The sequence below is a fragment of the Nocardioides albidus genome (genome assembly GCF_006335005.1).
Lineage (GTDB): Bacteria > Actinomycetota > Actinomycetes > Propionibacteriales > Nocardioidaceae > Nocardioides > Nocardioides albidus.
The window spans coordinates 159,696-171,743 of the sequence record NZ_VDMP01000022.1; the positions used below are offsets into that span (position 1 = coordinate 159,696).

13 protein-coding genes are annotated in these 12,048 nt (G+C 73.1%); 8 read left to right on the forward strand and 5 right to left on the reverse strand.

Going from position 1 to position 12,048, the window contains the following annotated elements; translation table 11 throughout:
• Nucleotides 1-12 precede the first annotated feature (12 nt).
• From FHP29_RS09450 to FHP29_RS09470, 5 genes are all read left to right on the forward strand, one after another.
• Nucleotides 13-1,836: an AMP-dependent synthetase/ligase gene (locus FHP29_RS09450; protein ID WP_192903995.1), complete on the forward strand. Its 1,824-nt coding sequence runs from the start codon at nt 13-15 to the stop codon at nt 1,834-1,836.
• 209 nt (nt 1,837-2,045) lie between these two features.
• A complete protein-coding gene (gene hemW, locus FHP29_RS09455) occupies nt 2,046-3,272 on the forward strand; it encodes a radical SAM family heme chaperone HemW (RefSeq protein ID WP_139622608.1) in 1,227 nt (408 codons plus the stop codon).
• A 32-nt stretch (nt 3,273-3,304) separates the two neighbouring features.
• Nucleotides 3,305-3,739 carry an FAD synthase family protein gene (locus FHP29_RS09460; RefSeq protein ID WP_139622609.1) on the forward strand — a complete coding sequence of 145 codons (435 nt, stop codon included), beginning with the start codon at nt 3,305-3,307 and terminating at the stop codon, nt 3,737-3,739.
• 7 nt (nt 3,740-3,746) lie between these two features.
• Nucleotides 3,747-5,297 (forward strand): class I SAM-dependent methyltransferase, encoded by a 1,551-nt coding sequence (locus FHP29_RS09465; protein ID WP_139622610.1) that lies wholly within the window; start codon nt 3,747-3,749, stop codon nt 5,295-5,297.
• Nucleotides 5,294-5,518 (forward strand): DUF6752 domain-containing protein, encoded by a 225-nt coding sequence (locus FHP29_RS09470; protein ID WP_139622611.1) that lies wholly within the window; start codon nt 5,294-5,296, stop codon nt 5,516-5,518. The genes FHP29_RS09465 and FHP29_RS09470 overlap by 4 nt, the downstream gene beginning before the upstream one ends.
• A gap of 12 nt (nt 5,519-5,530) precedes the next feature.
• Here the strand turns inward: FHP29_RS09470 and FHP29_RS09475 are convergent, their stop codons facing one another.
• From FHP29_RS09475 to FHP29_RS09490, 4 genes are read right to left on the reverse strand one after another with little or no spacing between them, the layout of a single operon-like run.
• Nucleotides 5,531-6,373, reverse strand: a complete 843-nt coding sequence (locus FHP29_RS09475) for a DUF3097 domain-containing protein (RefSeq protein WP_139622612.1) — start codon at nt 6,371-6,373, stop codon at nt 5,531-5,533.
• A gap of 56 nt (nt 6,374-6,429) precedes the next feature.
• Entirely contained in the window at nt 6,430-6,735 is a 306-nt protein-coding gene (locus FHP29_RS09480; protein WP_139622613.1) for a hypothetical protein, read from the reverse strand.
• Nucleotides 6,736-6,749: 14 nt separating this feature from the next.
• Nucleotides 6,750-7,526 (reverse strand): MBL fold metallo-hydrolase, encoded by a 777-nt coding sequence (locus FHP29_RS09485; RefSeq protein ID WP_139622614.1) that lies wholly within the window; start codon nt 7,524-7,526, stop codon nt 6,750-6,752.
• A 17-nt stretch (nt 7,527-7,543) separates the two neighbouring features.
• Nucleotides 7,544-8,278 carry a hypothetical protein gene (locus FHP29_RS09490; protein ID WP_139622615.1) on the reverse strand — a complete coding sequence of 245 codons (735 nt, stop codon included), beginning with the start codon at nt 8,276-8,278 and terminating at the stop codon, nt 7,544-7,546.
• A gap of 163 nt (nt 8,279-8,441) precedes the next feature.
• Between FHP29_RS09490 and hrcA the strand changes: the two genes are divergently transcribed.
• From hrcA to FHP29_RS09505, 3 genes are read left to right on the forward strand one after another with little or no spacing between them, the layout of a single operon-like run.
• Nucleotides 8,442-9,476 carry a heat-inducible transcriptional repressor HrcA gene (gene hrcA / locus FHP29_RS09495; protein ID WP_139622616.1) on the forward strand — a complete coding sequence of 345 codons (1,035 nt, stop codon included), beginning with the start codon at nt 8,442-8,444 and terminating at the stop codon, nt 9,474-9,476.
• Nucleotides 9,477-9,487: 11 nt separating this feature from the next.
• Nucleotides 9,488-10,654, forward strand: coding sequence for a molecular chaperone DnaJ (gene dnaJ, locus FHP29_RS09500; protein ID WP_139622617.1), 1,167 nt, complete (start codon nt 9,488-9,490; stop codon nt 10,652-10,654).
• Between the two features lie 8 nt (nt 10,655-10,662).
• Nucleotides 10,663-11,406 carry a 16S rRNA (uracil(1498)-N(3))-methyltransferase gene (locus FHP29_RS09505; protein WP_139622618.1) on the forward strand — a complete coding sequence of 248 codons (744 nt, stop codon included), beginning with the start codon at nt 10,663-10,665 and terminating at the stop codon, nt 11,404-11,406.
• An 86-nt stretch (nt 11,407-11,492) separates the two neighbouring features.
• On the opposite strand, the gene FHP29_RS09510 is transcribed toward FHP29_RS09505, so the two are convergent.
• Nucleotides 11,493-12,048 (reverse strand): DNA glycosylase AlkZ-like family protein (locus FHP29_RS09510; protein ID WP_139622687.1); only part of this gene is annotated, 556 nt, incomplete at its 5' end.

A 12,048-nucleotide genomic window follows, 5' to 3' on the forward strand; every position in this document is an offset into this window, starting at 1 on the left:
ACAGGGAGCGTCATGCCCGTCAGCCACGACACCACCTTCCTCGAGCACATGCCGACGAACTGCGCCGTGCAGTTCCTCGACCGCGTCGAGCAGAGTGCCGACCGCGAAGCATTCCGGTTCCCGAAGGGAGAGGCGTGGGAGTCGGTGACCTGGCGCCAGGCCGGCGACCGCGTACGCCGCCTCGCCGCCGGCCTGATCGCGCTCGGCATCGAGTCCGAGCAGCGCGTCGGCATCGCCTCGTCCACCCGCTACGAGTGGATCCTCGCCGACCTCGCCGTCATGTGCGCCGGCGGCGCCACCACCACGGTGTACCCGTCCACCGGCGGCCAGGACACGGCGTACATCCTCAGCGACTCGGAGTCGCGGATCGTCTTCGCGGAGGACGAGTCCCAGCTGGCCAAGCTCCGTGACCACCGCGCCGAGCTGCCGGCCGTGACGAAGGTCGTCTGCTTCGACGACGCTCATGCCGACGGCGACTGGATCCTCTCGCTCGACCAGCTCGCCGAGCTGGGCGACACCCACCTCGCCGAGCACCCCGACGCCGTCGACGAGATCGCGCGCGCGATCGCTCCCGACCAGCTCGCGACACTGATCTACACCTCCGGCACCACCGGCAAGCCCAAGGGCGTCCGACTGCTGCACCGGACCTGGGTGTTCGAGGGCGAGACGATCAAGGCCCAGAACCTCCTCGGCGAGGACGACCTGCAGTTCCTGTGGCTGCCGATGGCCCATTCGTTCGGCAAGGTGCTGCTCTCGACCCAGCTCGCCTGTGGGTTCGCGACCGCGATCGACGGCCGCGTGGACAGGATCGTCGACAACCTCGCCGTCGTGAAGCCGACCTTCATGGGCGCCGCTCCGCGGATCTTCGAGAAGGCGTACGCCCGGATCGTCACGATGCAGGCGGCCGAGGGCGGGGCGAAGGAGAAGATCTTCCTCAAGGCCTTCGAGGTCGGCCGCAAGGTCGACGAGCTGCGCCTGGCCGGCAAGGCCGTCCCGCTGCCGCTCAAGGTCCAGCACGCCCTCTTCGACCGGCTCGTGTTCAGCAAGGTCCGTGAGCGCTTCGGCGGCCGGGTGCGCTTCTTCATCTCCGGCTCCGCGGCGCTCAACGCCGACATCGCCGCCTGGTTCCACGCCGCCGGCATCCTCATCCTCGAGGGCTACGGCATGACCGAGAACGCCGCGGGCGCGACCGTCAACCACCCCGACGCCTACAAGCTGGGCACCGTCGGGCAGCCGCTCCCCGGCTCGGAGGTCCGCATCGGCGAGGGCGGCGAGGTCCAGCTCAAGGGCCCGCACATCATGGCCGGCTACCACAACCTGCCCGACGCGACCCGCGACGCGATCACCGAGGACGGCTGGCTGCGCACCGGCGACAAGGGCGAGCTCGACCCGGACGGCTTCCTCAAGATCACCGGCCGGATCAAGGAGCTCTTCAAGACCTCCGGCGGCAAGTACATCGCCCCGCCCGCCATCGAGGCCAAGTTCAAGGCGATCTGTCCCTACGTCAGCCAGTTCATGGTGTTCGGCGCGGAGCGCAACTTCGTCTCCGCGCTGATCACCCTCGACCCCGACGCCATCGCCGGCTGGGCCGCCGAGAACGGCAAGGAGGGCAAGGACTACGCCGCCCTCGTCAACGACGAGGACGTGCTGGCCATGGTCGGGGAGTACGTCGACGAGCTCAACGCCCAGCTCAACCGCTGGGAGACGATCAAGAAGTGGAAGCTGCTCGACCACGACCTGACCATCGAGTCCGGTGAGCTCACCCCCTCGCTGAAGGTGAAGCGGAACGTGGTCGAGGCCAACAACAAGCAGCTCATCGACTCCTTCTACGGCTGACACCCGCTGATGGCGCGAGCGCGTCGCTCGTTCTCGCGCCACGCTGCCGCGCGCGCGGTCGTCTCGCGTAGGTGGTTGCGTTCGCTCGGCGGCAAGCCAACCGGCTCGCGGAAAGACTCGGCTCCCGAGCAGAGCGTGCAGAACCTGGCGCGGCTCAGCCTCGACACCTCGACGTTCCGGTGTGAGGACCCGACTGGGAGACTCGGGGGGTGCCGTCCGCCCTCCCCGAAGGTGATCCCGTCCCGACCGACGGGTCCCTCCCGCCCGAGGCGCTGGCCGAGCTCGGCTCCCGCCCGTTCGGCTTCTACGTGCACGTGCCGTTCTGCCGAGTGCGCTGCGGCTACTGCGACTTCAACACCTACACCGCCGAGGAGCTGGGGCCCGGCGTCTCGCGGGCGTCGTACGCCGACCAGGCGGTCGCCGAGGTCCGGCTGGCCCGCCGGGTGCTGGGCGAGCGCGACCTGCCGGTCGACACGGTCTTCCTCGGCGGGGGCACGCCCACCCTGCTGCCGGCCGACGACCTCGGCCGGGTGCTGCGGGCCATCGACGACGAGTTCGGGCTCGCGCCGGACGCGGAGGTGACCACGGAGGCCAACCCGGACTCGGTCGACCTGGCCTATCTCGAGCGGCTGCGGGAGGCCGGCTACACGCGGGTGTCCTTCGGCATGCAGTCCGCCGTGCCGCACGTGCTGGCGGTCCTCGACCGCACGCACGACCCGCTCCGCGTCCCCGGGGTGGTCGAGGCCGCGCGGGCGGCGGGGTTCGAGCCGGCCGGGGGCGGAAGCATCAGCCTGGACCTGATCTACGGGACGCCGGGGGAGAGCAACGACGACTGGGAGCAGACCCTGGAGGCGGCGCTCGCCTGCGCGCCGGACCACGTGTCGGCGTACTCCCTCATCGTGGAGGACGGCACCGCCCTGGCTCGGCGGGTGCGGCGCGGCGAGCTGCCGATGCCCGACGACGACGACCTGGCGGACAAGTACGTCCAGGCCGACGAGCGGCTGGTGGATGCCGGCCTGGGCTGGTACGAGGTCTCGAACTGGGCGCGCGACGACGCCGCCCGTTGCCGCCACAACCTGGGCTACTGGGCCGGTGCGGACTGGTGGGGGATCGGTCCGGGCGCCCACTCGCACGTCGGCGGGGTGCGCTGGTGGAACGTCAAGCATCCGGTGGCGTACGCCGCGCGGCTGGCCGACGGCGTGACGCCGGCCCACGCCCGGGAGGTCCTCGACGCCGGGACGCGACACGTGGAGCGGGTCCTGCTCGAGGTGCGGCTGCGCTCGGGCCTGCCGGTGGCGGCCCTCGACGACGCCGGTCGTGCCGCGCTGCCGGGACTGGTCGCGGACGGTCTGGTCGAGGACCGGGCGGACCGGCTGGTCCTCACCCTGCGCGGGCGGCTGCTCGCCGACGGCGTCGTCCACCGCCTCCTCGCATGAACTTCTATTAAATCTACTGTTACACTCGACTTATGCGGAAGTCGGGACCCCTCGTCGGCTACGTGCCGGGCGCCTTCGACCTGTTCCACGTCGGCCACCTCAACGCGCTGCGGCAGGCGCGGCAGTGGTGCGACGTCCTCGTCGCCGGCGTGGTCGCCGACGAGGTCTGCGTCGCGACCAAGGGCGTGCGCCCGACCGTCCCGCTCGAGGAGCGGCTCGAGATCGTCGAGGCGATCGGCATCGTCGACGCCGTCTACGCCGAGAGCACGGCCGACAAGACCGACTCCTGGCGCGATGTCGGCTTCCACCGGATCTTCAAGGGCGACGACTGGCAGGGCACGGCGAAGGGACGCCGGCTCGAGGAGCAGATGGCCGCGCTCGGTGTCGAGGTCACCTACTTCCCCTACACGCTGCAGACCTCGTCCACCGCGCTGCGCAAGGCGCTCGCGCACCGCGGCGCGTCATGAGCGCGTCATGAGCCGGATCGCCGCGGCTGTCGTCGTCTGCGACGACGGCCTGCTCGTGCCGCCAGAGGCGACGCCCCTCGTGGTGGAGATCGACGGTCACTACGTGTGGTCGCTCACCCCGCTGCGCGACGGCCGCCCGGTGTCCGGGGGAGTGCGCGTGCCCTGGCCCGACGCCCTCCTCCCGCACCTGGGCGGGCGCGGCCGGGTCCGGATCACGGACGCCGCCGGCGCCGCCGTGCTGTACGACGACGAGGTGCGCCTCGGCTCCGGCGACGGGGCTCTCGCCGTGGTCGACCGCTCCGGTCACCGGCTGAGCGTCGACAAGGTCGGGCATCTCGCCCGCTCCTTCTCCGCGACCGACGCTTCCGTGCGCGACGAGATCCTCGCCGGGACCCGCCGCGCGATCGACGACCTGAGCGAGCACGCCGGCGTCGCGGCGTACCTCAACTACGGCGCGCTCCTCGGCGCCGTCCGCGAGGGACGGATGCTGGCCCACGACTCCGACACCGATCTGTGCTACCTCTCGGCGCACACCTCGCCGGCCGACATCGTGCTGGAGTCCTACCGGATCACCCGCGCCCTGCGCTCGCGCGGGTGGCGGGTGCTGCGGATGTCGGGCGGCGACGTCAAGCTCCTGCTGCCGCTGTCCGACGGGCGGGTCTGCCACATCGACGTGTTCGCCGCCTTCCACGTGGGCGGCACCTTCTTCCAGCTCGGCAACCGCAGCGGCGACCTCCCGCGCGAGTCGATCGTGCCGTTCTCGACGGTCACCCTGCACGGACACGAGTTCCCCGCGCCGCGCGACCCCGAGGCGATGCTCGCCTTCCTCTACGGGCCGCGCTGGCGCACGCCCGACCCGTCCTTCCGCTACGCCGACCCGCCCGCCGGCGTCCGCCGCCTCGACGGCTGGCTGCGCGGCTTCCGCACCGAGATGGGCCGCTGGACCGAGCTCCACACCGGGCCGCGGCGCCGCGCCGTGCCCCGCGGCCCGTCCGGATTCGCGACGTGGGTCGCGCCCCAGCTCGGCTCCCTGCCCGTCGCCGACCTCGGCACGGGCACGGGACGCGACGCGCTGTGGTTCGCCTCGAGCGGACGCCGGGTCACGGCGCTGGACTTCTCCCGCGGAAGTCTCGCGGTGGTGCGTCGCCGAGCCCGTCGGTGCGGCGTCGCGGTCGACGTCGACCAGCTGATCCTCGGCGAGCTCCGCTCGACCCTGCTCCAGGGTGCCCGGCTGGCCCGCGATCCCCACCACCTCCACGCCCGCCACCTCGTGGGCTGTCTCGACGCCGCCGCGCTCGACCAGCTGTGGCTGCTCGCCCGGATGGCCCTGCGCCCCGGCGGCGGCCGGTTGTTCCTCGAGTTCGCGGCCGGGGACCCGACGCCGTCCGACGGCCTGGTCCGTCGTACGCCGGTCGACGCGGTCCGCCGCGCCATCGAGGCGTCCGGTGGCGTCGTCGAGCACCTGACCACCGGCCCGGGCGAGGACATGTTCGACCTGCCCGACCCGGCCGTGTGCCGGATCCGCGCCGCCTGGCCCATCCCGAAGGAGACGTCATGACGACCACCGACCTCGCCCGGCGGGTGCGCGACCGGATCCGCGAGCGGGAGCCCCTGCGCGAGCGGGTCAGGCAGCTGGAGACGGAGGTGCAGGAGAACCGGCAGCTGAACCGCCGGATCGCCGAGCTCACCGACGTCGTCACCGAGCTGCTCATCCCGCTCGAGGCGCGCGACCAGGATCGGGTCGACGAGGTGCTCGCCCGGTTCCGGGCCGGTCTGTAGGGCGAGCCCCGTTCAGGGTCCGGTCACGAAGTCGATGAGCTCCTCGACCCGGCCGAGCAGCGCCGGGTCGAGGTCCTGGAACCCGCGCACGCCGCCGAGGACGTGCTTCCAGGCGCGGGCGATGTCGGCCTGGTCGCGGTGCGGCCAGCCGAGCTGCTGGCAGGTGCCCTTCTTCCAGTCGATGCCCTTGGGCACCTTGGGCCAGGCCGCGAACCCGAGCCGCTCGGGCTTGACGGCCTGCCAGATGTCGATGAACGGGTGGCCGACGATCAGCACGTCCTTGCCGACGGGGGACTTCATGATGTTCTGCGCGATCCGGCTCTCCTTGGACCCGGGCACGAGGTGGTCGACCAGGACGCCGACGCGGCGGTCGGGGCCCGGCTTGAAGTCGCGGAGATGGTCGGCGAGGTCGTCGACGCCGCCGAGGTACTCCACCACCACGCCCTCGATCCGCAGGTCGTCGCCCCACACCTTCTCGACGAGCTCGGCGTCGTGCCGGCCCTCGACGAAGATCCGGCTCGCCCGGGCCACCCGGGCCTTGGCGTCGTGCACGGCGATCGACCCGCTCGCGGTCCGTGCCGGCCTGACCGGCCCCGCCTTGGTGATCGGCGCGGTGAGGACCACCGGGCGGCCCTCGAGGAGGAAGCCGGTCCCGAGCGGGAAGGTACGCCGCTTGCCGCGCCGGTCCTCGAGCGTCACCGTGTCGAGGTCGCGGTCGACGGCGACGATCTCGCCACACCAGTCGGTGGTGACCTCCTCGACCACGAGCCCCGGGTCGGCCGGCGTCTCCACGGCCCTGCCCCGCTTGGGCACCTTCCAGTCACCGGCCAGCACGTCGGTCCCGTAGCGATCCACGACGGAGCAGCCTAGGCCGAACCTCCGTCAGTTCCCGGGCCGAACACGCGGCGGAGTCAGGGTTGTGGCGGGGCCGTCATCGCCCTGCGGATCGCCGCGACCGCCTGCGGGTGGACCCGCGTCATCACCAGCAGGTCGCCCTGCTGGCGGAAGCCGACCGTGTGGGCGAGTGCGTTGCCGACGCCGAGTACGGAAGCGCCGACGGTGAGGCAGAGGAACGCGCCTGCATGCGGTACGTCCGAGGCCGACGCCCAGATCACCCCCGCCACGCCGCCGATCGCCAGCGCCCACGCGACCCGGCGGAGTCGGCTCCACCGGTCCCAGGCGCGGTGCTGGAACGACACCTCGACCCGGAATGCCATGACGCCAGCCCGGGTCAGGCCAGGGGCAGCTGGCGGCGCACCCGGGGGAGCTGGGCGTAGCCCCGCCCGATCGCGTGGTGCAGGGCCTCGACGGGGAAGGGCCACGCGGCGGAGGCGAGCGCGTCGGCCTCGGGCACGCCGCGGGTGGCGAGGTCGCGGATGGTCTCGGCGACGGCGCGCAGGTCGTCGCACTGCTGCTCGACGAAGCGGCGGTCGACGACGCCGCCGTGGCCGGGGACCACCACCGTCGAGGGCGTGGTGAGGCCGAGGACGAGGTCCAGGGTCTGGGGCCACTCCAGGGGCCACGAGTCCGAGCCCAGCGAGGGCGGCGCGGACTCCTCGACGAGGTCGCCGGCGAGCAGCACGTCCGCGTCGGGGACCCGGACGACGAGGTCGCCGGCGGTGTGGCCGCGGCCGGGGTGGACCAGCTCGACCTGGCGGTCGCCGAGGTCGATGACCGCCGCGCTGGAGAGGGTGTGGTCGGCGGGCGGCGCCTCGGCGGGGGTCCGGGCGGCGGCCTCCTCGGTCGCGTGGACCGGCGGGTCGTCGTACCGCTCCTTGAAGGTCGCGTTGCCGAGCACGTGGTCGAAGTGGTCGTGGGTGTTGACCACGGCGACGACCCGGCCGGCGCGCAGGTCGCCGATGGCCGCGATCGCCGCCCGCGCCTCGTGGGCGGTGGCCAGGGTGTCGACGACGACCAGGCCGCGCTCACCGCCGACGGCGACGAGGTTGACGTCGTACGACGGGACGCGCAGGACCCAGACCCGGTCGGCGACTTCGGTGAACGGCACCCGTCCACCGTAGCGATTCAGCAGAGACCGGCGTGCAGCTCGGTGCGGAGCAGCTCACCGAGCTCCTGGCTGGTCGTGGCCCGCCCCCGGAAGCGGAGCTCGGTGCGGTGGGCGCCGCTCACGTCGACCCAGCGCAGCTCCACGCCGTCGGGGCGCAGGTCGGCCAGCTGGACGCCGACGACGTCGCCGAGCCGGGTGTGGGTCCTCGTCGCGATCGCGCGGCGCAGCTCGTCTTGGTGACAGAGGTTGGCGTGCTCGCTCGAGCGCTGCAGGAAGCCGCGGTTCAGGTCGTGCTCGGGGGAGCCGAAGGCCGCCAGCGGGACCCGTACGCGTGTCTCCCCGGGCGCGGCGGCGGGGGCGCTGGCACGCGCGAGCAGCGCGAAGTCGAGCTCGAGGCCCATCTGCATCCTGGTCTCGTCGCAGCACCGGCACTGCTCGGTGCCGAGGACGTCGAGGCGGCCCGACAGGGTCAGGGTCGCGTCGCGGTCGGGCGAGCCGGCGGGGCCGAGGCCGCTCGTCAGGGTCAGCAGCGCGCCGCGCCGGTCGCCGGCTGCCAGGGCGAGCGGAGAGCCGGCCGGGCAGGTGATCGTCGGGCGGCCGCCGTCGTCCTGCATCTGCAGGCCGGTCTCGTCGGTGCCGGAGGTGATGTCGTCGAGACCGTCGACGACGAGCTGCACCTCGTCGGGGCAGGAGAGGATGCTCCGCGCGGCCGCCGCGATGCGTCGTACGTCGAGAGCCCGGTCGACCTTCATGTCCGCTCCTCGGGAGTGAGGCGATCCTTGATGATTAGGTGAGCCTAACCTACTTGATACTCCGGGGACAGGGAGGTCCGCGTCCGGGAGCGCTAGGATTGGCACTCACCGGAGCGGAGTGCCAGGACCCTGGTCTCCGCGCGTCGACAGCCAGGAGGTGGGCATGCAGGAGGAGCGCAGGCTCGCCGTGCTGAGGGCCATCGTCGAGGACTACGTCTCGACCGAGGAGCCCGTGGGCTCCAAGGCGCTCGTCGAGCGTCACCACCTCAACGTCTCGCCCGCCACGATCCGCAACGACATGGCGGCGCTGGAGGAGGAGGGCTACCTCCACCAGCCCCACACCAGCGCCGGGCGGGTGCCGACCGACAAGGGCTACCGGCTCTTCGTCGACCGACTCTCCACCGTCAAGCCGACCACCCCGGCGGAGCGGCGCGCCATCGCGGGCTTCCTCGAGGGGGCCGTCGACCTCGACGACGTCGTGCACCGCTCCGTCCGCCTGCTCGCGCAGCTGACGCGCCAGGTCGCCGTCGTGCAGTACCCCACCCTGTCGCGCTCCACGGTGCGCCACATCGAGGTCGTCGCGCTCACCCCGACCCGGCTGCTGCTGGTCCTCATCCTCAGCTCCGGGCGGGTCGAGCAGCGCCTCGTCGAGCTCGACGCCGACATCGACGACGACGAGCTCGCCGCGCTGCGCTCGCGGATCAACCTCGCCGCGACCGGCGAGGTGATCGCGGACGCGGTCACCGCGCTCGACGCGCTCGTCCACGGCGGGGACGGAGCCCCGGCTCCGCCGGACGCGTCGGCCGCGACGTCGGCCGTCGTCGAGACCCTGGTCGAGGCGATGAGCGACCACCGCTCCGACGAGCGGGTCGCGGTGGGCGGGACCGCCAACCTCGCCCGGTTCGGAGACAGCTTCGAGACCTCCGTGCGACCGCTGCTCGAGGCGCTCGAGGAGCAGGTCGTGCTCCTCAAGCTGCTCGGCGAGGCCACCGGCCCCGGCGCGGTGACGGTGCGGATCGGCGCCGAGGGCCCCATCCAGGAGCTCGCCTCGACCAGCGTGGTCGCCACCGGCTACGGCCCCGACGACGCGCTCGCCGCGCTCGGGATCGTCGGCCCCACCCGCATGGACTACCCCGGAACGATGGCGGCGGTGCGCGCCGTGGCGCGCTACGTCTCCCGCATCCTCGACGAGAGCTGAGAAACACAGGAATGAGCCAGGACCCCTACGAGCTGCTGGGTGTCGCCCGCGACGCCGACGCCGACACGATCAAGAAGGCGTACCGCAAGCTCGCCCGCCAGCTCCACCCGGACGTCAACCCGGACCCCCAGAGCCAGGAGCGCTTCAAGCAGGTCACCGCCGCCTACGAGGTGCTGTCGGACCCGCAGAAGCGCGCCGCCTACGACCGCGGCGGCGACCCCTTCGGCGGCGGCTTCGGCGGCCAGGGCGCCGGGTTCTCGTTCACCGACATCATGGACGCGTTCTTCGGCGGCCAGGGGGGTGGCCAGGGTGGCGGCCGTGGCCCCCGCCCGCGGGTGCGCCGGGGCCAGGACGCCCTCATCCGGATCGAGGTCGAGCTCGCCGAGGCCGCCTTCGGCGTCTCCCGCGAGCTCAAGGTCGACACGGCCGTGCGCTGCACCACGTGTGGCGGCGACGGCGCCGCGCCGGGCAGCCACCCGATCCCGTGCGAGACCTGCCACGGCCAGGGCGAGGTGGCCCATGTGCAGCGCTCCTTCCTCGGCGAGATCCGCACGCTGCGCCCGTGCGCGGCCTGCCGCGGCTTCGGCTCGGTCATCCCCGACCCGTGCCGCGAGTGCGCCGGCGACGGCCGGGTCCGCTCGCGTCGTACCCTCACCGTCAAGATCCCGGCCGGCGTCGACAACGGCACCCGCGTCCAGCTCAGCGAGCAGGGCGAGGTCGGGCCCGGCGGTGGGCCTGCCGGCGACCTGTACGTCGAGATCCACGTCGCCCCGCACGAGGTGTTCGAGCGGCACGGCAACGACCTCTACTGCACGGTCTCGGTGCCGATGACCGCGGCCGCGCTCGGCACGACGCTCACGCTGCCCACGCTCGAGGCCGACCTCGAGAGCGGCGCCGAGTCGGGGGTGGAGACCTCCTTCGAGCTGCAGATCCCCGCCGGCACCCAGTCCGGGCACCAGGTCCTGCTCCGCGGTCGCGGGGTCCCCGGCCTGCGCGGCGGCCGCGGCGACCTCGCCGTCACCATCGCCGTCGAGACGCCGACCCGCCTCGACCCGCGCCAGGAGGAGCTGCTGCGCGAGCTGGCGGCGATCCGCGGCGAGGAGCAGCCCACCGGCGACGTGCGGCCCTCGCACAAGTCGGTGTTCGGCCGCCTGCGCGACGCGTTCACCGCGCACTGAGCAGCGCCGTGACCCTGCCCCAGCACCTCGTGCCCACGCTGGACTCGGTCCGCGCCGGTGACCCCGTCACCGTCGAGGGCGACGAGGCGCACCACGCGGTCGTCGTACGCCGGCTGCGGGTGGGGGAGCGGCTGCTGCTCGCCGACGGGCTCGGCCGCGTCGCCACCGGCGAGGTGAGCGCGACCGCCAAGCGTGCCTTCACGGTCACCGTCACCGACATCGAGGACCACCCCGAGCCACGTCCCCGCGTCACCGTCGTCCAGGCATTGCCCAAGGGCGAGCGCGGTGAGCTCGCGGTCGAGGTGCTCACCGAGATCGGGGTCGCCCGGATCGTCCCCTGGGCCGCCGCGCGCAGCGTCGCCGTCTGGAAGGGCGAGCGCGCCGCGAAGGCGCACGCGAAGTGGCGCTCGACCGCACGCGAGGCGGCCAAGCAGGCCCGCCGTGCCTGGCATCCCGAGGTCCTGCCCCTCGCCACCACCGCCGAGGTCGCGGCACTGGCCGGGGCCGCGGACGTCGCCGTCGTGCTGCACGAGGACGCCACCGAGCCCCTCGCCGCCCTCGCCCTGCCCGCCGACGGCGATCTCCTCGTCGTGGTCGGGCCGGAGGGCGGCCTCACCGACGACGAGATCGGCCTGTTCGTCGAGCACGGCGCGGTCGCCGTACGACTCGGCACGGAGGTCCTGCGCACCTCCACCGCCGGCGTCGCCGCCGTCGCGGCGCTGCTGTCCCGTACGCCGCGCTGGGGTGTCTGAGGCTGGTCTGACCAGTTGCGGTTTGGTCCCAGACCGCAGGGTTCTGGCCGGGAATGACGCGGTTCGGTCCCACACCGCGTACGTCCTCACCGGGCCAGCAGCGCCTCCGTGCGCGCGATCTCCTCGTCCAGCTCCGCCCTCTCGGCGCGGGTGAGGTCGCGCACCAGGTCGACGATCACGACCCGTCCCTCCTCGGCCCGCCAGAGCCCGGCGAACCAGCCGTCGACGTGGACCGACATGGCCTGGGCGCCGTTGGTGCCCATCCACATCCGGCGGTGCTCGGGCGCCATCACCCGGTCGCGCGCGGAGTGCGAGAGCCAGAGGTTGTCGTAGGTGCCGAAGAGCCGGACGGGGGCCGGAGTGTCCTCGTCGGCGAGCGGAGCGTCGGGGACGTCGTAGAGCGGCTTGCCGTCCTCGTCCTCGTGGACCTCGAGGTCGGTCATCGCCTTCACCACCGGTCCCAGGCGGGTGATCCCGGACCACGTGGTCACGTCCGCCGCCGTCGCGGGGCCGAAGGCGCGCAGATAGCGGCGTACGACGTCGGGCACGTCGGGCGCGGCGAGGGGGAGACCGGTCCATCGCTCGACGAGGTCGTAGGCGACGGCGGTGGATCCGCTGGGCTTCCAGCAGCCGCGCGGCGGG